This window comes from Paenibacillus sp. FSL K6-3182, from assembly GCF_037976325.1.
Taxonomy (GTDB): domain Bacteria; phylum Bacillota; class Bacilli; order Paenibacillales; family Paenibacillaceae; genus Pristimantibacillus.
In genome coordinates this window covers 3,214,730-3,233,864 of sequence record NZ_CP150265.1, presented here as the reverse complement: position 1 = coordinate 3,233,864, position 19,135 = coordinate 3,214,730, and the positions used below count along the sequence as shown (strand labels likewise).

The following is a 19,135-nucleotide window of genomic DNA, read 5'->3' as shown; positions in this document are numbered from 1 at the left end:
ACCACAAACGCCCATGTTCAGCCATAAGCAGCGATTATGGACGCTTTACCATCCTTGCTATGAAAAATCCATCACTGTCAAAATGCTGTGGAAGCAGCTGAGCTTGACCATTAAAATGCTCATCGATGGCTCCAGCTTTCATCAACTGATCAACGATAGCTTCTGGCCAATTGCGATCCAATTCAAATTCAGGATGCTCCTGCAGAAACCGAGCTACTTGCTGCTCATTTTCTTCCTTCTCTATCGTACATGTGCTATAAACAAGCACACCGCCAGGGCGCACTAAATCACATACTGAATGCAATAAACGCTGTTGAATGGCAGCGATATCCGATACATCACCTGCGGTTTTAGTCCATTTGATTTCTGGTTTACGTCTAATAACGCCGAATCCAGAGCATGGTGCGTCAAGCAGCACGGCATCCATCGATTGCGGTTTGAAGCGCTCGCCTAATTTGAGAGCATCTTCGGTAATCGCTTCAACATTACGAAGCTTCAAGCGCTCGGTTTGCGTCACAATTAAATCACGTTTATGCGCATGCAAATCATTCGCCCAAACCTTGCCTTTGCCGCCCATCAGTTCTGCCAAATGCGCGCTCTTTCCACCTGGTGCCGCGCAGCAATCCAGCACTTGCATGCCGGCTTTTGGCGCTACAACTTCAGCTACCAGCATGGAGCTTTCATCCTGTACCGACCAAACACCCTCGCGGAATCCGTCTGTATCGGCCAGATTGCCTCCGCGATTAATCGTAATACCTGCAGGAGCAATGACAGAAGGCTCAGCCTCATATCCTGCTGCTTTTAGAAGCTCGATCGCCTCTTCACGAGTGCCCCTTAGTGTATTAGCGCGAACGCTTGTATGCGGATGTTCATTGCCCGCAGCGCAGATAGCTTCTGCCTGCTCATAACCGTAAGCCGTAGACCAGCGGCTTACGAGCCATTCTGGATAGGAATGCCGCAGCGCAATTTGCATAATTGGATCTTTATGTTTAATTTCAGCTGGCTGCAGCTCAGCTCGTCCGCGATCGATACTGCGGAGCACGCCGTTAACCATACCTGAAATACCTGAATGTCCGCGTTTCTTTGCAATCGTAACCGCTTCATTCACAGCAGCATGTGCCGGAATTCGATCTAAGTACAATAGCTGATAAGCACTCATTCGAAGCAGCTGATGTACCCAAGGCTCAAGCTTATTCAGCCCTTTGGATACAAAGCGGCTAAGCCAGTAATCAAGCGTCACTTGTCGCTGAATCGTGCCGTAAACAAGCTCGGTAACAAGCCCAGCGTCCGCTCTCTGCAAACCTGCATCCTGCAATGTGCGATTAAGCTGCAAATTGCTGTATGCACCGGTTTGTGCGACCTTTACTAATGTATCCATTGCCAGCTCACGGAGAGATTTCACCTTTCGCGGTGCCGGCTGCTGCTGGCCGTTTTGAGCAGACTGCCCGCCGGCAGCAGGTCGTTTATGACCAGCTTTCGCTCCGGATTTTCCTTTTGCTCGATTGCTGCTATTGCGATTTGGACTTGGTTTTTGTGTACTTTCCGTCATGCTGCTCCACCATCTCCTAATCGTGTGCCCGCTTCTAAGCGTGCACCCTTAAGCCAATCTGCTGCGGTCATCGTTCTTTTTCCAGCGGGCTGAATTTCTTTCAGCACTAGTACGCCTTCACCCGTTTGAACGTGAATGCCGCTGCTGTCTGCTGCAACTACGGTCCCTGGCTCAGCAGCAGCATTAGCTGCTGTGGCTGCCGAAGGAACTCCGCAATTCCACACTTTGAATACTTCTCCGTTTAAGTACGTAAAGGCGCCGGCCATTGGCGACAAACCTCGTACCTGATTAAAGATGGCACGCGCAGGTCTTGTCCAATCAATTCGTTCATCATCGCGTGTCAAATTCGGTGCATAGGTTGCTTGCTCGTGCTGCTGCGGCTCGGCTTTTACTTCTCCAGCAACGATAGCAGGAAGCGTCTTGCCAAGCAGTTCAGCACCTGCGATGCTCAGCTTCTCAAACATTGTGCCTGATGTATCCTCATCAGTAATTGGAAGCTCCACGACGCTAATCATATCGCCCGTGTCCAGTCCTTCTGCCATATACATAATCGTCACGCCAGTTGAACTCTCGCCATTTATGATCGACCGCTGTATAGGTGCGCCGCCGCGATATTTCGGCAGCAGCGAGCCATGCACGTTGATGCATCCAAGTCGAGGGATTTCCAGCAGCGCCTTCGGCAATATTTGACCGTAGGCTGCCGTTACAATCAGATCCGGCTGCATCTCAGCAACCATTGCAACCGCCTCCGCACTGCGCATGCGCTCAGGCTGGAGCACTGGCAGTCCAAGCGACAACGCCGCTTCCTTTACAGGCGGCGGCGTCAGCGTTTTTTTGCGGCCCTTCGGCCGATCAGGCTGTGTTACAACAGCGACAACATTATATTGCTGCTCAAGGAGCAGCTTCAAAGAGGGAACGGCAAATTCTGGCGTCCCCATAAATACGATACGCATGAAGCTATTCGCCGCCTTTTCTAGCTCTTTCCGAAATGTCGTAGATGCTCTCCGCCAAATCGGTAAACAAAATGCCGTTCAAATGATCAACTTCATGCTGGAACGCGCGAGCGAAGTAACCAGATGCTTGAACGGTAAACGTCTGTCCGCTGCTGTCTTGTCCGGTTACCACAATGCGATCAGCACGCAGCACGTCGCCATTAAGATTCGGAATGCTAAGGCAGCCCTCAGGACCAAGCTGCTCTCCTTCTTGCTCTACGATGACGGGATTAACCATCTCGACCAAACCATTCTCATCGCCTACATCTACTACAATAACACGCTTCGAGATGCCGATTTGCGGCGCAGCAAGACCTACTCCCTCTGCATCGTACATCGTTTCAGCCATATCTTTTAACAGCTTTTGCAAGTTTGCATTAAATTTCGTTACTTCCTTCGCCACTTCCCGCAATACCGGATCTGGCTCTTTTACAATTATACGGATACTCATAGTATTCCCTTCCTTTACGTTCATTAAAATAGTAATAGCTATTTATAATATAACTTGTGGATCTACGTCAATACTGAATTGCACCTGGCGCTGCGGCGGACCATCCGTAAACGGGACGAGTGCCTTGCGAACAAGGGCCGAAGCATCGATACTCCCACGATATTTTATCACACATTGAAAACGGTAGCGATCTTTCATTCTCGAAATTGGCGATGCTACTGGTCCAAGCACCTCTAGCGCTCGACCAAAACCGCTGCTTAGCGAAATAAGGACGCCTTCATTTTCCGCTAATTCTCGCAGATCAGAAGCAAATCGTTCACTAATGGAAGATAGCAGCGGCAGCTGCTCATGAGACATCGTAACGAGAATCAGTCTGCAATAAGGCGGATAGCCCATTGCACTGCGATGACGCAGCTCTTCACTTACAAAAGCAGTGTAATCATGCTGCTGAGCGGTCACTACTGCATAATGCTCGGGAGCATAGGTTTGAATGACGACTTCACCTGGCAAATGATGCCTGCCTGCACGTCCCGCAACCTGTGTAAGCAATTGAAACGTTCGTTCTGCTGCGCGAAAATCAGGTAAATTAAGCGATGTATCGGCAGCAATTACGCCAACTAGAGTAACAAAAGGAAAATCAAGACCTTTCGCTACCATTTGCGTACCGAGCAATACATCCGCTTTACGCTCGCCAAACTGCTTCAGAAGCTTTTCATGCGAATTCTTTTCTGTAGTTGTATCCACATCCATGCGAATAACACGAATGCCCGGGAACAGCTTCGAGAGCTCTTCCTCAACCCGCTGCGTTCCAGTTCCAAAATAACGAATATGCTCGCTTTGACAAGAAGGACATGTGGTTGGGGCCTGCTCGGCATGCCCGCAATAGTGGCAGCGCAGCGCCCGTGATTTCTGATGATAGGTCAATGAAATATCGCAGTGGGGACAAGCTGCAGTATAGCCGCAAGACCTACACATCACAAATGTTGAGTAACCGCGTCTATTTAGAAGCAGCACCGATTGCTCTCCGCGCTCGAGCCTATCAGCAAGCGAGCTGTGAAGCAAGCGGCTGAACATCGAGCGGTTGCCTTCCTTCAGCTCCTCGCGCATGTCGATAACGGCAACCGGCGGAAGCGGTCTGTCGCCAACACGGCTAGGCATTGGCAGCAATGCCGGCTCGCGGCCTTCGTCACGGGCAGACAGCGGCCGGCTAGCCGCTGCAAAGGATTCCAGCGATGGCGTTGCCGAACCAAGAACGACTGCCGCTCCATGCTGCTTCGCTCTTCTGACCGCCACATCACGTGCATGATACTTCGGACTTTCCTCCTGTTTATAGGAGGATTCATGTTCTTCATCAATTATAATAAGCCCAATTCGTTCAAAAGGTGCAAAAATAGCGGAGCGTGCGCCAATGGCTACCTGAACTTGGCGGCTGCGAATTTTTCGCCACTCATCGTATCGCTCGCCATTCGAAAGCCGGCTATGCAGCACAGCAACTGCGTCGCCAAACCGTCCTTTAAAACGCTCAACCATTTGGGGCGTCAGTGAAATTTCAGGAACGAGTACAATGGCCTGCTTCTCCTGCTCCAAGCAAAATTGAATCGACTGCAAATAAACTTCCGTTTTCCCGCTTCCCGTTACGCCATGCAGCAGCATCGTCTGAGGCTCGCCCGCATCAACAGCTCTAACGATACGGTCATAAACATCTTTCTGGCCTTCTGTCAGCTCTAGCGGAGTCGTTCGTTCAAATTCTCTACCCGCATAAGGATCGCGCTGCTGCTCTACCTCTCTAAGCTCAAGCAGCCCTTTCTCTGCGAGTGAACGAACACTTGCCGCAGAGCCCCCTGCCAAAGCGAGCAGCTGCTGCATCGCCAGTGGTCCGCCATGCTCCAGCATAAAGGCAAGAACTTCACGCTGCTTAGCCGCACGAGAAGGCAAGGCTTCCATCTGTACGCGTACAGCCTCCACATTATCTGGCACATATACGGTCAGCACCTTGCGTACAGCAAGTCGATCGCGAATTGAAGTTTGTTCGACCAGCACACCTTCGCGAAGAGCAGCCTTAACGGCCTTTGCATGCTCAGGAAAACGCTCCAGCAGCACTTCAAGTTTAACAAGCTGTCCACTGCTGCCTAGCCACTCCAGCATAGCTGGCGGCAGATCCACCATTGCTGCTTCTTCGTCTTGAATGCCAACCAGCCGTTCAGCCTTTCCCTTCAAGGCTGCCGGAATCATAGCCTGAAGCGCTGTCGTCCATGAGCAGCAATATTTATCGCTCATCCATTTCGCAAGTTCAATAAGATCCGGCAATAAAGGCGGAACATGATCGAGCAGCTCTGAAATCGATTTTAATCGATTTATAGCAACATCTGTCGTCTCCGACAATTCCGTGACAAATCCTTGCAAGACGCGGCCGCCAAAAGGAACGCCAACGCGGCTGCCGACCTCAATCCAATCTTCAAAGGCTGCAGGCACTTCATAGTCAAACGGCCGATCCGTCTGGCGGCTCGGCACGTCAACAATTACTTTAGCAATCATTAGCCGTTCCCTCCAGGAGACACTAGCCGTCCTGCAATCAACTCCAGCAAGCGATTCGCAACCTCACGCTTAGACAATAGCGGCATCTTCTCCACAAGTCCTTCTGCGCCATATACTTGCACAATATTGGTATCTCCGTTAAAGCCCGCTCCGTCCTTGCTTACATCATTAGCAACAATGAGGTCGCAATGCTTGCGGCGCAGCTTGTCCATCGCATAATGCTCGATCTGCTCCGTTTCTGCAGCAAAACCAACAAGAAACTGCTTCTGCTTGTGCTGTCCCAATGTCTCCAAAATATCCTTTGTACGCTCTAGCTCGAGTACGAGCTTCTCGCCTTTTTTCTTCATCTTCTGATCGCTCACATGTGCCGCTCGATAATCGGCTACCGCTGCCGATTTCACGACAATATCCATGTCGTCATAGATGCTCGTAACAGCTTCAAGCATTTGCTGCGCGGACTCCACATGAATGACCTTCACACCTGCAGGAGGCTCTGCTGAGGTACGGCCCGCAACTAAAGTTACATCAGCGCCCATCATCAGCCCTGCCTCAGCAATTGCAAAGCCCATCTTGCCTGACGAGTCATTGGTCAAATATCTTACCGGGTCCAGTCGCTCAATCGTTCCACCCGCGGTAACAAGCAATTTTTTCCCTTTTAGCTTACCGTTTTTGCTAAACCACGAGTCGATTGCAGCTACGATATCTTCCGGTTCAGCAAGGCGTCCTTTGGCAACATAGCCGCATGCGAGCTGCCCAGTGCCAGGCTCAACAAACATCACGCCGCGCGACGCCAGCAGCTCCAAATTATGGACAACGGCTGGATGCTCATACATATGTACATTCATCGCTGGCGCTATGAGTACCGGACAAGTAGCAGCAAGCAGCGTTGTGCTAAGCATATCATCAGCGTGACCTCCGGCTAGCTTTGCTATTGCATTAGCTGTAGCCGGAGCAATGACGATTAAATCCGCATGATCTGCCAAATGAATATGAGAAACTACCGCTGGATCTCTCTCATCAAACGTATCGATATATACGGGATTGCGAGATAACGTTTGCAACGTGAGCGGCGTTATAAATTTTGTTGCCGATTCAGTCATGATGACGTTCACATTAACGCCCGCCTGCACCAGCTTGCTGCAAAGCGCTGCGCCTTTATAGGCTGCAATTCCGCCTGTGATGCCGAGTATAATTGTTTTTCCTTTTAGCATGGTGTATCTCCCGTCAAGCGTAAACAGCAAAACCCATCCTTTGGCGGCAATAGCCCGTTTCATGATGAAATATAAACTGCTTTCACAATATGTTAACATCAATTTTTATATTTCAAATGCAAACGGCAGAAGCCGCCCAATGGCAGATAAGCTCGTTACGCGATAAAATGATAAGCCGCATAATAAGTATCTAGCTTATCATGTTATATTATTTGAAATGTGTAACTTTATTTGTCATTGATAATTACGAATTGTGCTACCAACCCTTGCGTTCCCTTAAGCTTGTAATTTGGGCAACATGATGTTTGCCGTGCCAAGCTACAAATCCAAGAAAATAAGCTAATCCAATTTGACTGCCCTTCTCTGGATGATAGAACATTTTTTCGAAATCTGAAGCATTCATTGAACGAAGCAGCAATACCCAGCGCGCATAAATACCCTCTACAATCGCTAAGCTGATCTCTGTCGATGCTTGCAGGCTGTCAGCGGTTTCTGCCCAGCGTTCCCCGTTAAAAGGCTTAATCGTCGGATTGGACTCCGTCAGGGCAAGCTTGAATCGTGTGAAACTATTCATCGATGCATCTGCCAAATGATGAACTACCTGGCGCAAGCTCCATCCGCCGCTTCGATAAGACGTATTCAACATGTCTTCATCCAAATCTGCCAAAGCTGCTCTTAGCTGTCCTGGGAGCTTCTCAATCTCTACAATCCATTGTTCACGCTGCTTAACCGTCATTCCCTCGAACGAGTACCTGCCAATTGGATAACGTAATTTGTCCATTCCGTTCCCTCCTGTTCATTCGTCCTGCACCTGCAAACACTGCTTCTATCATATCATATGCGGCAGAAAATTCTAAGTAATCCATTCACATTTCGAGCTGTAATTTATGTTTTATTTCCCTTGATTAAGAGCTGCTTTTCTTAACTGATGAGCAAGCTTGTACAGCTCGGCAATATCATATCTGCCTATTTGCTCGAACCTACCTACTGCCTCGTCAATATCCACGACATCAACGGCAATGACTTGCTCGCCGTCTGGCGGATTAAGCGGTGCCTCCACCAGATTAACCTCGCCATAGCCGACTAGCCGCACAAAATGCGGGTGCGGAATATGCGGCCTATATGGCTCATCAGCAAACGAGCGGCATTGAAAGCAGCCAAACAACGTATAAGAAACCAATTCTGCACCAAGTTCTTCTTTCACTTCACGAACAAGGGCGTCCATATGGTGCTCGTTAGGCTCTAAAGTTCCTCCGGCAAGTTCCCATCTTCCGTCATCTAGCTTCATGACTACATATTGATCGCCAACCGTAGGTATAATGCTAATATTGCTAACAGATTTTTCTGCCACTTCGTAATCAAGAGAGAAACAATTTTCAACCAAACCCCATACTATACCTTTAGATAATGTTGGAAAAGATTGCAGGCTAATGTTCATTTTGATGTACGTCCTTATCGTCTATTATTGATTATTCATCATTTTTAGAAATTCAAATATTCCAACTGACATGCATATCCCTACAAGCACAATAAGAAAGCCAATAACAAAGTTCATCCATCCTGAGCGTTTGCGTCTAGGCTTAGCAACGATCCGCTTGACCTGTTCATCCAGCTTGTTTAATGACTCTTTTATTTCGCGGAGTTCCTGTTCATCTGCCATCATTCTCGCACTCACAGCCTCTCTTTGAAACGTTATGACCTGCTCAAACTCGCTTATCAACAATATGTTTGTTCTCTTTGATTTCTTTCCTCAGCATTTGGATCTCTGTATTAAGCATTTCCACTTGCTTTGTCAATTTAGACGAGTTTATCGAATCTCGGATAATAAATGACAATAGAAACAAGAAAACAACCATAATAATAATCGTAAAAAAAATGGGATCCACAGGATTGCTCCTTTCAAGAATTGTGCGCATTAAAAAAGAAAAAAGGAGTGTAATACTGTCTCCAGTATACACTCCGCTGTTCTGTTTACTATAATAAAACAGATCTTAATCCTCTTTTGTTGCTAGGTTTTCCACTTGGAGAATGTCACCGTAAATTTCTTCTAGTGCCACACCAACATACTTGCGGGAGCGCGGGTTTTTAAGCTCCGACTTGTCTCCGTTGCGAAGCATGCGTGCGCGTCTTGAAGCTGCTACGACAAGCGTGTATTTACTGTCAACTTTTTTCACCATTTCATCAATGGACGGATATAACATCGTTCATTCTCCTCACTCATGCTTTCTCAATTGCGGCAACCATTCCCGAAACGTAAGGTAAATATCTTTCTCTGCGGCAATGCTCTGCAATCATGATGCTGCGAATACGATCGCATGCAGCATCTATCTCATCATTCAATACCGCATAGTCGTAGTGACCGAGCAAATTCATTTCTTCAACGGCCACAGACATGCGATTATTGATCGTATCCAAAGATTCAGTACCACGTCCGGTAATTCGCTGCTTCAGCTCATCCAAAGATGGTGGCAATAGAAATACGAAAATACCATCGGGAAACTTTTGTTTCACCTTAAGCGCTCCCTGTACCTCGATCTCCAAAATAACATCCTTGCCGCTTTCTAAAGTGCGTTCAACGAAATCACGCGGTGTACCGTAGTAATTACCAACATATTCAGCATGCTCCAAAAGTGCGTCACGCGCAATCATATCTTGGAACTGCTCTCTGCTTTTGAAAAAATAATTCACGCCATCCACTTCACCCTGACGCGGTAGCCTGGTCGTCGCCGACACAGAATAAACCAGCTCAGGAACCTTGTTGCGAAGAACCGAACAAACCGTTCCTTTGCCAACCCCTGAAGGGCCGGACAATACAATTAACAATCCCTTATCCATATTACTCCCCGTACTATTCGTCGTTATCGTCGTCCTTAGTGGATAATCGGTGCGCAACTGTTTCTGGCTGAACCGCCGATAAAATCACATGATCACTATCCGTAATAATAACAGCCCGTGTGCGACGACCATATGTAGCATCGATCAGCATATGTCGGTCACGCGCTTCTTGAATGATCCTTTTAATCGGAGCCGATTCAGGGCTTACGATTGATATAATGCGATTTGCAGATACAATATTACCAAATCCGATATTAATAAGTTTAATAGCCAAGCCTCGTTCCTCCTCCGCCTACGGTCTTCCCTTGTGCATCTGTCTACAAATGTTCAAATACCTTTTATATTTTATAAATGTGAATACGACAAGTTCGCGTTCTTGCCAAATACCGACAGAACTACTGCACTATTGTTGACGAAAAAAGTGTCGGACATACTTCCGTTACAGGCTTTAGAAGCCATTATAAACGATTTTAGGCAGCCTGTCCTTACCACGCTGAATATGTGCGGCATCTGTATCCATGATTCATTTTAATTGATTTTTCACGAACGAACAAGCGAAAATGCGAAAACAAGCAAAAAAAGGCTGTTTTCGCATCTATTTTATCGATTTAGTTGTGTACGCTCAGTCTTCTCCCAAACGTATTTGGTAAGCTGAACACCCATATCATAGAACATAAACGGTGTGATTAAATATATGCCATTAAAATGCGGCAAAGCAACGTCGAGCAGCTCCTTTGCAATTTGCACGCCTTCCGCTCGGCCCGCTTCCCCTTCAAGACCCGCCATGCGCTGGCGAACCTCATCAGATAGCTGGATACCAGGCACCTCGTTATGCAAATATTCGGCATTCCGTCCGCTGGCCAGCGGCATAATTCCGATAAATACTGGTACTGACAAATGCTTCGTTGATTCTGCGATTCGCTCAATTAAGCTTGGGTCATAGACAGGCTGCGTCATAATGTAATCTGCACCCGAAGTAATTTTACGTTCAAGCCGTTGGACCGCTTTGTCTAAATGCTTCACATTAGGATTAAATGCGGCGCCTACAACAAACTTCGCTTTTTGCTTAAGCGGCTTGCCTGAGAAGGCTGTTCCATCATTCAACTGCTTAATCATACGAATCATCTCGAAGGAAGTAAGGTCATAAACCGAGCTCGAATCCGGCAAATCGCCAAATCGGGCAGGATCTCCAGTTACAGCGAGCACATGATCGATATCGAGTGCATCGAGACCCATCATATGTGACTGCGTACCAATCAAGTTGCGATCTCGGCAAGCGATATGCACGAGCGGACGAATGCCTACTTTCTCCTGGACAAGCGCTGCGAGTGCAATGTTGCTCATTCGCGTAACAGCCAGTGAGTTGTCAGCCATCGTAACCGCATCCGCCTTTGCTTCCTTCAAAGCAGCAGCACCAGCCATAAATTTGCGAATATCCAAATCACGCGGCGGGTCAAGCTCAACAATGACGGTGTGGCGCTTCTGAACCAAATCTACAATGTTAGGCTCCTGCACCGTTTGTTTCAGTGGCGCAGCGTCTACTGTATCAGCTAATTTCTCAACTGGCTTTACAACAATTCTCTCTGCTGCAGCCGTATGAACAGCTGCTTGTCCGAGCTGTGGAACATAACCATCTAGCGCCTCGGCAATTGCCTTAATGTGCTCAGGAGTCGTACCGCAGCAGCCGCCAATCAAGCGAGCGCCGCGATCTGCAAAGCGCAAGGCTGTCTCTGCAAAATATTCAGGTCCTGCGGGATACGTATATTTGCCATCAATATAGTCGGGTATACCTGCATTCGGATATACCGATAATGGTAAGCCAACTGGCCCCGTTATCGAGTCGATCGCTCTCATAATCCCATTCGGGCCGCTGCGGCAATTAAATCCAACCATATCAGCGCCCTCTTCTTGCAGTAAATCGAAGGCTCCCTTCATGCCATTCCCATCCTGCGTGCGGCCAACATCCTCGACTGCAAACTGGCAAATAACAGGAACATTTGACGCTGCTCTAGCAATCTTAAGGGCAAGCAGCATTTCATCAAGATCATAGAAGGTTTCCAGCAAAAGACCATCCACGCCCTCATCAAGCAGCGCATGCATTTGCCGCTGATAGGCTTCAATTACTTTAGCTGTTCGCAAATTTTTCAGCTTGCCGTCTCGAATGGAGCCAACAGCGCCTACAACATAAGCATCATTGCCGATCGCTGCGCGAGCTGCTCGTACGCCCGCACGGTTAATTGCATCCATTTCGTCTTCTAAGCCATATTTCGAGAGCTTCTCAAGATTGGCTGAGAATGTGTTTGTCTCAATTACGCGCGCGCCAGCTTCATAGTAGCGACGGTGAATATTTTCAATTACATCGGGACGGTTCGTATTGATTTCCTCATAAGAAACGCCGACAGGGAACCCCATCTGATATAGATAGGTTCCCATCGCGCCGTCCCCGGTCAAGATACGCTGCTTGAGCGCTTCCCTCAAATCCGGTTTCATTATATTCATACCACCCATCTTACTTTGCTCTTAAAACTCGCCGCAGAATGATACTGCAGCCGGTCCAGACATATATACATGATTATCGGATTCATTCCACTCAATCAATAGGTCGCCGCCTTTGAGTGAAACCGTTGCTGTCCGATCTGTTGCGCCAGTGAGTACAGAAGCAACTACCGTTGCGCAAGCGCCTGTACCGCAAGCTAGCGTTGGTCCTGCACCGCGCTCCCAGACGCGCATATCGGTATGCGTACGGGAGTTCACCGTAACGAACTCAACATTTATTTTACGTGGAAATAACGGATGTGTCTCAAGTTTGGGACCCCAAGTGCCTAGATCAAAATTCACTGCATCATCAACGTAGATGACACAGTGAGGGTTGCCCATCGATACAGCGGTAAAACGGAATTCACGACCGTCCACCTCTATCGGATGTTCAACGACTTGCTCCGCATCGATCGTTGTTGGTACACGAAGGCCATTTAGAATCGGCTCTCCCATATCTACACGCACAGATGACACTTTGCCATCTTGAACGGTGAGCTGCACTTTTTGAGCGCCTGCGCCAAGTGTTTCGATTGTAATCTCTTCTTTATCGGTTAAGCCATTATCATACACATATTTAGCGACGCAGCGAATGGCGTTGCCGCATTGCTCAGCTTCTGAGCCATCAGAATTAATAATGCGCATACGGAAATCCGCGATTTCTGAAGGCAAAATATAAACGAGACCATCTGCCCCGATTCCAAAAAACCGGTTGCAAAGCTGTATAGCTAATTCCGCAACATTTTCTGGAAGCTGCTGCTCGCCTGCAATCACCACAAAGTCATTTCCCAAACCGTTCATTTTTGTAAAATTCATCTGAATGCCCTCTCCTTGCTACATCTCTAGGTATGATAAAACTATGATTAATTGCTAATAGCATACCGCAAAGCAAGGAGAAAGGCTATTCATAATTTGTATCAAGATTTGTATTTTTTCGTTATCTTGCCGCGGTTTGAGGACCTAACGGCCATTTCGTTTTACCTTTATTTTTCTTGGAAGTGCCGAATACACTGCCAATTCCCATTAAGAAAGTAGGAATTCCCGCAGCTACAAAGACGAGACACCATTCACGGAAGTTAAGTGGAACGGTTTTGAAGATAGGCTGCAATGCATCGATATAAAGCACTCCGATCATCAACACTAGCGAAGACAATACGGCAAGCACCAAATATTTATTTTGGAACGGATTACGGTGAAAAATGGAACGCGAGCTTCGGCAGTCAAATACATGGATGAGCTGTGCCATAACGAGAGTAGCGAAAGCTACCGTTTGCGCCTTCATCAGATGCGCAGCATTGTTTGGACCGTCTTGAAGCGTAATCCAGAAAGCGCCAAGCGTACATACACCTATAAGAATGCCTCGGCTTATAATTTTCCAGCCCAGCCTGCGGGAGAATATGCTCTCCTTTGCCGAACGTGGCTTTTGCTGCATTAAATCCTTTTCTGCCTGATCTACGCCAAGCGCCATTGCCGGCAATCCGTCCGTGACCAGATTGACCCACAATATTTGAATCGGTACGAGCGGAAGCGGCAATCCAGCCATCATCGCAAGAAACATGACAAGTATCTCGCCAACGTTTGATGCTAATAAATAACGGATAAATTTTCGAATATTTTCATAAATGCCTCTTCCTTCTTCTATAGCAGCAACAATTGTCGAGAAGTTGTCATCACTCAGAACGAGCGCGGACGCTTCCTTCGATACATCCGTTCCGGTAATCCCCATCGAAATTCCGATATCCGCTGCTTTGATCGCTGGAGCATCATTTACGCCGTCGCCTGTCATCGCAACGACATGTCCTTGGCGCTGAAGCGCTTTGACGATACGCAGTTTATGCTCTGGCGATACACGCGCGTATACATAAATATTGTCTACGAGCCGGTCGAGCTGTTCATCAGACATCGCCTCCAGCTGCTTGCCGCTCATAGCGATGCCTCCGCGCGGCATAATGCCTAGTTGACCTGCAATTGCTTCTGCTGTCAGCTGATGATCTCCGGTAATCATAACGGTTTTAATTCCCGCTCGCCTGCAGTTCGTAATCGCTTCTTTCACCTCGCGGCGAGGCGGATCGATCATCCCAGTCAAGCCTACGAATACAAGCTGACTCTCTACGTCTTCTTCGGTCTCACAAGCGTCGGATGCGCGCAAATCCCGGTATGCAAGTCCCAATACACGAAGCGCTGACTGTGCCATAACCTCGCCTGCTTCAGCGCATTTGCGCTTCAGCGTTGCAGTAAACGGAACGACCTTCCCTTCCCAGAGAACATAAGAGCAATGATCCATCAGTAAATCAGGGGCACCCTTGGTGCAAATAAGCCGCCCGCCTTGGTGCGATACAACAACTGACATCCGTTTGCGCTCCGAGTCAAATGGAAATTCCTTCTCCCGTTTATATAGCGGCTCCAATGATTTGGCAGAGGAGCCCAGCTTTGCTGAAAGCACAGCAAGCGCACCTTCAGTTGGATCTCCCTTAAGTATCCACTCTTCATGCTGCTCCTTGTTTCTGCGCTTGCCCGTATCTACAGCTTCTACCTTCGACAGCTGTGCGTTATTGCACAAGGCGCTTACTTGAAGGAGACGCTTAATTGATAAATCATGCTTAATGTCAAGCGCATTGCCAGCTTCATAAATTGCACCATTTGGAACGTAGCCCTCTCCGCTCACTTCAAGCTGTCTGCCGCCAATCCAGACATGGGTAACCGTCATTTTGTTTTGTGTCAGCGTCCCTGTTTTGTCCGAGCATATAACGGATGCGCAGCCTAATGTTTCAACTGAAGGCAGCTTGCGAACGATTGCCTTCCGTTTAATCATCCGCTGTACGCCAAGAGCTAAAGCGATGGTCACAATTGCTGGCAGCCCCTCTGGAATAGCTGCTACCGCCAAGCTAACACCTGCAAGGAACATGCCATACGCTGGCTGGCCGTGCAAAATACCTGCAATGACTACCATAATCGTCAAGCCGATCGCCACAACGATTAATATTTTGCCTAACTGCTCTAAACGATGCTGCAGCGGCGTTTCCATCGATTCAGTCTGTTGAATAAGTCCTGCTATTTTGCCCATTTCCGTATCCATGCCTGTACGAATGACGACTGCTCGAGCAGTTCCCCTTGTGAGCATCGTGCCCATGAAGCCCATGTTGCGCTGATCACCCAAAGGCAAGTCTTCCTCTGCAATCGCTGCAGCGTGCTTACCAACGGGGACAGACTCCCCCGTCAAAGCGGACTCTTCCACATAGCAGCTATTGGCTTCAAGCAGCCGTACATCAGCCGGAATGCGGTCTCCGCTTTCCAAATAAATAAGATCGCCTGCCACAAGCTCTTTCGCTGGTACAGTCAGTAGCTCGCCTCCGCGTATAACCTTGGCTGTCGGGGCGGATAATTCCTTAAGCGCCCGCAATGAGCGCTCGGCTCGAAATTCCTGCACGAATCCAAGCACGGCGTTGAGAGCAATGATCGCAACAATCGTAATTGCATCTAAATATTCGCCCAGCAAGCCAGAAATCAACGTTGCACCCATTAAAACGAGTACCATAAAATCCTTAAATTGATTAAGGAACAACAAAATCGGCGAGACGCGCTTGCCCTCAGACAATTCGTTTTTTCCATTTTCTTCTAGACGTTGCGCCGCTGCCGACGTAGTCAGTCCTTGATCTGGGGAGCTGACTAATGCGTCAATCAGCTCAATTGTCCCCATTTGATGCCATTTCATTTGTTCCATGGTTTAACTCCCTCCTGTAATATGCCGAGCCAAGCAGCTAAGTTGTCGGCCCTTCGGACAGCCTTTATAGGGTAAATGTATTCGGACAGCCCTTAAAATATCCCATAAAAGACTTAAGTTTTTGGCTCAACTATGGCATGATAGAGAAAGACTTACAAAGGAAGCGAGGAACAACACCATGGCATTAGACGGCATCGTCACCCATGCAATTACGCAAGACCTACAGCGCTGTGTCGGAGCGCGTATACATAAGATTCACCAGCCTACCAACCATGAGCTTGTTTTCAGCATTCGCGGAGCCGGCACGCAGGGCAAATTGCTCTTGTCCGCCAATCCGACCTATCCAAGGGTGCACTGGACAACCGGTACGTACGTCAACCCTATGGAAGCGCCTATGTTTTGCATGCTGCTTCGGAAGCATTGCGAAGGCGGACTGATTGAATCCGTTCGTCAAGTTGGTCGGGAGCGTATCATTCATATTGAAGTTAAACATCGGGACGAGCTCGGCGATCTATCGAATAAAACGATTGTTGTGGAAATTATGGGGCGTCATAGCAACATTATTTTGATGGACCCTTCAACCGGCCTCATTCACGATGGCATCCATCATGTAACGCCAGCCATAAGCAGTCACCGCATCGTATTGCCCGGCAGCACCTATACCTCTCCCCCTGAGCAAGGCAAACTAGATCCGCTTTCGATTGTGAACGAGCAGCAGTTTTTGGACGCTTTAAGCGATACGGATGAAGCCGCTCCTCTTTACAAAAGACTAGTCGACAAGCTAAGCGGCTTTAGCCCTTTGCTCGCCAAAGAGTTGGTTCATCGGGCGGGTGCAGATGTGCTTCCAGAGGCTGAACAAGGTTCTGAGGAAAGCGTAGTGGCGGTTTGGAAGAGCTTCTCAAGCTTTATGGAACAAGTAAAGCAAGACATTTATAAACCTACAATTAAAACCAACGCAGATACCGGCAAGTCCTTTTTCTCTGTCACTGAGCTTACACATATCGATGGAGAAGAAACGGTATTCCCAGACATTAGTGCCTGCCTTGAAGGTTTCTACGGCAATAAGGCTGAACGCGATACCGTTAAGCAGCGCGCTGCTGACCTCATCCGATTCGTTCAAAATGAAAAAGCCAAAAACGTTACAAAAATTAAAAAGCTTGAGGACACGCTTGTTGAAGCGAAGGATGCTGAAAAATATCGGGTGCTGGGCGAGCTTCTTACTGCCTATATGCATCAGATGAAGCGCGGCGACACAACAATTGAGCTCGTCAACTTCTATGATGAGGAGCAAGCTGTAATAAAGATTGATCTTGATCCGCATCTTACTCCTTCTGACAACGCTCAGCGTTATTTCCGGCGTTACACGAAGCACAAAAACAGTCTATCCATCGTGGCCGAGCAAATGGAACTCGCTCGTACAGAAATTCAATATTTTGAAACCTTGCTTCAGCAGGTCGATAACGCCTCGCTTGGCGATATAAGCGAAATTCGTGACGAGCTCGTGGAACAAGGCTATATGAAGGAACGTGGACGCCGCGGTCCAAAGAAGAAAAAAACGCTTAAACCAACCTTGCTTTGTTATACCTCTTCCGAGGGGGTAACGATGTATGTCGGCAAAAACAATACACAAAACGAATACTTGACGAACCGCCTTGCTTCACCTTCTGACACATGGCTGCACACAAAGGATATTCCTGGTTCACATGTCGTTATAAAAGGCGGGGACTTTGGCAATGCAACACTTGAAGAAGCCGCTATGCTCTCTGCACATTATAGTCAGGCTCGCGACTCCAGCTCGATTCCAGTAGACTACACAACGATACGTCATGTACGTAAGCCAAGCGGCGCTAAGCCGGGGTTTGTTATCTATGACAATCAGAAAACATTGTTTATTACGCCAGACGAGCGACGTATCAAATCGCTGGCATGCCAGCTGAAATAGACAGCTCTAGCGGTACTGCAACATACTCCGTTGCTGCCTGCATTTTCTTGATTTGCAGCATCCGAAAATCTTCATCAAACAAAAGGTAAAAAGGGAACTTCCTTGGATAAGAAGTTCCCTTTTGCTGTATTTCAATAAAGCTTCCTGGCCTCGCTTATTCCTCTATTTAATCCTCAGTGCCTAGCTCCTTGTTCAAGTTATCGGACAAATATTGAATAATTCCATTCTCTGCATCCTGTGCATATTCCCATACCATCGCACCTGCTAGATCTTTTTGCTTGATGTATTTGACCTTTTCTCGCAAAGCTTCCTTGTCTTCATAACTAATGAAGGTACTGCCGTTAAATAGGTAAGCTGCTTTTGCTTGATCGTCAAAATAACGCTTAAATCCATTTTTGTCCAAATATTTATCCTCAATATTTCGATAATGAATATTTACTTTATCGATATCGATTGGCTTACCCTTGGCAAAAAAACCATCTTCATCACTGTTCACATCTGTCCAGCCATATGAATAAGCTGGGATGCCAAGCAGCAGTTTCTTGCTATCAACTCCGTGATCTAGAAAAGCTCGCACGATCTGATCCACGCTTTGAGTCGCTTTATTCCCTTTATCTTTGTAAAGATTAGCATTAAATCCTGTCGTTTCGGACCATCTGCCAGTCAGATCGTAGCTCATGACATTGATGAAGTCGACATACTTTTCTACGGCCTTCACTTCTACATTTTTAAAATACCAATCTTGTGTACCTGCTGCAAAAGTAAGAATATACTTTTTGTTTCCTTTATGCGGCAGCAGGTTTAACTGTTCTCTTAGCTCTCGCATTAAGCTTGTGAAGTTTTTTGTATCCTTTGGACTCGCCTTTACGGTTCCCCATGCGTCGAAGGCAGGAAACTCCCAGTCAATATCAACACCATCGAGATCGAGCTCCTTGACCAAATCAATAATATTTTTCGTAAATACATATCGATTGCCGTCGAGCGAAGCGTCTGAGAAGCCATCTACGCCGTAACCCCCAACGGCAAGAACAAATTTCGTCTTTGGATTATTGGCTTTGAGCTGTATAATGTTTTGTTTGATCTGCTTGTTCCCTTCTTCTTTTTCATGAAAGAACAAGCCAGTACCGGAAATTTTGGCGAAGGCAACAAAGGCGATATCTACGCCCTGCTCCGATAATCTTACATCCTTCGGGTCGCGCCAGGCTTCGATATATACCGTTGACAACTTCCGATCCTCTGCGTTTACGCTTTGGTAGAAGTAAATGCCCATACCAATAAGAAGCATAGCCACAAGCGCTTTGGTCAAAAAATTTACTTTTAGCGCTTTCGTTCCTTTTCGCGCAGTTTTCGTTTTTTTCCCTTTT

At 47.6% G+C, this 19,135-nt stretch carries 18 protein-coding genes; 1 reads left to right on the top strand and 17 read right to left on the bottom strand.

The features are described 5' to 3' along the window. Positions 1–34: 34 nt before the first annotated feature. The 16 genes from rsmB to MHH56_RS13840 form a co-directional block, all read right to left on the bottom strand. On the bottom strand, positions 35–1,549 hold the full coding sequence (gene rsmB, locus MHH56_RS13915) for a 16S rRNA (cytosine(967)-C(5))-methyltransferase RsmB (protein WP_339208836.1): 1,515 nt from the start codon (positions 1,547–1,549) through the stop codon (positions 35–37). Then, positions 1,546–2,502: a methionyl-tRNA formyltransferase gene (gene fmt / locus MHH56_RS13910; protein WP_339208835.1), complete on the bottom strand. Its 957-nt coding sequence runs from the start codon at positions 2,500–2,502 to the stop codon at positions 1,546–1,548. The genes rsmB and fmt overlap by 4 nt, the downstream gene beginning before the upstream one ends. A gap of 4 nt (positions 2,503–2,506) precedes the next feature. Next, positions 2,507–2,992, bottom strand: a complete 486-nt coding sequence (def, locus tag MHH56_RS13905; RefSeq protein ID WP_218639590.1) for a peptide deformylase — start codon at positions 2,990–2,992, stop codon at positions 2,507–2,509. A gap of 42 nt (positions 2,993–3,034) precedes the next feature. Beyond that, positions 3,035–5,527, bottom strand: a complete 2,493-nt coding sequence (priA, locus tag MHH56_RS13900; protein WP_339208834.1) for a primosomal protein N' — start codon at positions 5,525–5,527, stop codon at positions 3,035–3,037. Continuing rightward, positions 5,527–6,738, bottom strand: a complete 1,212-nt coding sequence (gene coaBC / locus MHH56_RS13895; RefSeq protein ID WP_339209593.1) for a bifunctional phosphopantothenoylcysteine decarboxylase/phosphopantothenate--cysteine ligase CoaBC — start codon at positions 6,736–6,738, stop codon at positions 5,527–5,529. The genes priA and coaBC overlap by 1 nt, the downstream gene beginning before the upstream one ends. A gap of 256 nt (positions 6,739–6,994) precedes the next feature. Continuing rightward, positions 6,995–7,519: a YfiT family bacillithiol transferase gene (locus tag MHH56_RS13890; RefSeq protein ID WP_339208833.1), complete on the bottom strand. Its 525-nt coding sequence runs from the start codon at positions 7,517–7,519 to the stop codon at positions 6,995–6,997. Continuing rightward, entirely contained in the window at positions 7,464–7,604 is a 141-nt protein-coding gene (locus MHH56_RS13885) for a hypothetical protein (RefSeq protein WP_339208831.1), read from the bottom strand. The genes MHH56_RS13890 and MHH56_RS13885 overlap by 56 nt, the downstream gene beginning before the upstream one ends. Before the next feature lie 26 nt (positions 7,605–7,630). Then, the gene (locus MHH56_RS13880; RefSeq protein WP_339208830.1) at positions 7,631–8,176 is read right to left on the bottom strand and encodes an NUDIX hydrolase; all 546 of its coding nucleotides are present in this window, start codon (positions 8,174–8,176) and stop codon (positions 7,631–7,633) included. 24 nt (positions 8,177–8,200) lie between these two features. Then, positions 8,201–8,413, bottom strand: coding sequence for a hypothetical protein (locus MHH56_RS13875; RefSeq protein ID WP_339208829.1), 213 nt, complete (start codon positions 8,411–8,413; stop codon positions 8,201–8,203). Positions 8,414–8,441: 28 nt separating this feature from the next. Beyond that, positions 8,442–8,624: a hypothetical protein gene (locus MHH56_RS13870; RefSeq protein ID WP_339208828.1), complete on the bottom strand. Its 183-nt coding sequence runs from the start codon at positions 8,622–8,624 to the stop codon at positions 8,442–8,444. A gap of 105 nt (positions 8,625–8,729) precedes the next feature. Further along, positions 8,730–8,939, bottom strand: a complete 210-nt coding sequence (gene rpoZ / locus MHH56_RS13865; protein WP_053375625.1) for a DNA-directed RNA polymerase subunit omega — start codon at positions 8,937–8,939, stop codon at positions 8,730–8,732. 16 nt (positions 8,940–8,955) lie between these two features. Further along, the gene (gmk, locus tag MHH56_RS13860) at positions 8,956–9,573 is read right to left on the bottom strand and encodes a guanylate kinase (protein ID WP_076268262.1); all 618 of its coding nucleotides are present in this window, start codon (positions 9,571–9,573) and stop codon (positions 8,956–8,958) included. 13 nt (positions 9,574–9,586) lie between these two features. Then, complete coding sequence (locus tag MHH56_RS13855) at positions 9,587–9,847, bottom strand: DUF370 domain-containing protein (RefSeq protein WP_005548256.1); 261 nt, start codon at positions 9,845–9,847, stop codon at positions 9,587–9,589. Positions 9,848–10,173: 326 nt separating this feature from the next. Further along, a complete protein-coding gene (locus tag MHH56_RS13850) occupies positions 10,174–12,063 on the bottom strand; it encodes a bifunctional homocysteine S-methyltransferase/methylenetetrahydrofolate reductase (protein WP_339209592.1) in 1,890 nt (629 codons plus the stop codon). Between the two features lie 30 nt (positions 12,064–12,093). After that, a complete protein-coding gene (dapF, locus tag MHH56_RS13845; protein ID WP_339208827.1) occupies positions 12,094–12,924 on the bottom strand; it encodes a diaminopimelate epimerase in 831 nt (276 codons plus the stop codon). Positions 12,925–13,045: 121 nt separating this feature from the next. Continuing rightward, on the bottom strand, positions 13,046–15,829 hold the full coding sequence (locus MHH56_RS13840) for a calcium-translocating P-type ATPase, SERCA-type (protein WP_076268260.1): 2,784 nt from the start codon (positions 15,827–15,829) through the stop codon (positions 13,046–13,048). 178 nt (positions 15,830–16,007) lie between these two features. On the opposite strand from MHH56_RS13840, the gene MHH56_RS13835 reads away from it, so the two are divergent. Next, on the top strand, positions 16,008–17,771 hold the full coding sequence (locus MHH56_RS13835) for an NFACT RNA binding domain-containing protein (protein WP_339208826.1): 1,764 nt from the start codon (positions 16,008–16,010) through the stop codon (positions 17,769–17,771). A gap of 166 nt (positions 17,772–17,937) precedes the next feature. Here the strand turns inward: MHH56_RS13835 and MHH56_RS13830 are convergent, their stop codons facing one another. Beyond that, a complete protein-coding gene (locus MHH56_RS13830) occupies positions 17,938–19,056 on the bottom strand; it encodes a glycosyl hydrolase family 18 protein (protein ID WP_339209590.1) in 1,119 nt (372 codons plus the stop codon). Between the last annotated feature and the right edge of the window lie 79 nt (positions 19,057–19,135).

Bases quoted from the DNA above. Each gene is read 5' to 3' on its own strand.
- MHH56_RS13890 (WP_339208833.1), bottom strand. From the start codon at position 7,519: ATGGACAAATTACGTTATCCAATTGGCAGGTACTCGTTCGAGGGAATG.
- MHH56_RS13830 (WP_339209590.1), bottom strand. From the start codon at position 19,056: ATGCTTCTTATTGGTATGGGCATTTACTTCTACCAAAGCGTAAACGCA.
- priA (WP_339208834.1), bottom strand. From the start codon at position 5,527: ATGATTGCTAAAGTAATTGTTGACGTGCCGAGCCGCCAGACGGATCGG.
- fmt (WP_339208835.1), bottom strand. From the start codon at position 2,502: ATGCGTATCGTATTTATGGGGACGCCAGAATTTGCCGTTCCCTCTTTG.
- rpoZ (WP_053375625.1), bottom strand. From the start codon at position 8,939: ATGTTATATCCGTCCATTGATGAAATGGTGAAAAAAGTTGACAGTAAA.
- MHH56_RS13885 (WP_339208831.1), bottom strand. From the start codon at position 7,604: ATGGATTACTTAGAATTTTCTGCCGCATATGATATGATAGAAGCAGTG.
- MHH56_RS13835 (WP_339208826.1), top strand. From the start codon at position 16,008: ATGGCATTAGACGGCATCGTCACCCATGCAATTACGCAAGACCTACAG.
- gmk (WP_076268262.1), bottom strand. From the start codon at position 9,573: ATGGATAAGGGATTGTTAATTGTATTGTCCGGCCCTTCAGGGGTTGGC.
- rsmB (WP_339208836.1), bottom strand. From the start codon at position 1,549: ATGACGGAAAGTACACAAAAACCAAGTCCAAATCGCAATAGCAGCAAT.
- MHH56_RS13840 (WP_076268260.1), bottom strand. From the start codon at position 15,829: ATGGAACAAATGAAATGGCATCAAATGGGGACAATTGAGCTGATTGAC.
- MHH56_RS13880 (WP_339208830.1), bottom strand. From the start codon at position 8,176: ATGAACATTAGCCTGCAATCTTTTCCAACATTATCTAAAGGTATAGTA.
- def (WP_218639590.1), bottom strand. From the start codon at position 2,992: ATGAGTATCCGTATAATTGTAAAAGAGCCAGATCCGGTATTGCGGGAA.
- coaBC (WP_339209593.1), bottom strand. From the start codon at position 6,738: ATGCTAAAAGGAAAAACAATTATACTCGGCATCACAGGCGGAATTGCA.
- dapF (WP_339208827.1), bottom strand. From the start codon at position 12,924: ATGAATTTTACAAAAATGAACGGTTTGGGAAATGACTTTGTGGTGATT.
- MHH56_RS13850 (WP_339209592.1), bottom strand. From the start codon at position 12,063: ATGAAACCGGATTTGAGGGAAGCGCTCAAGCAGCGTATCTTGACCGGG.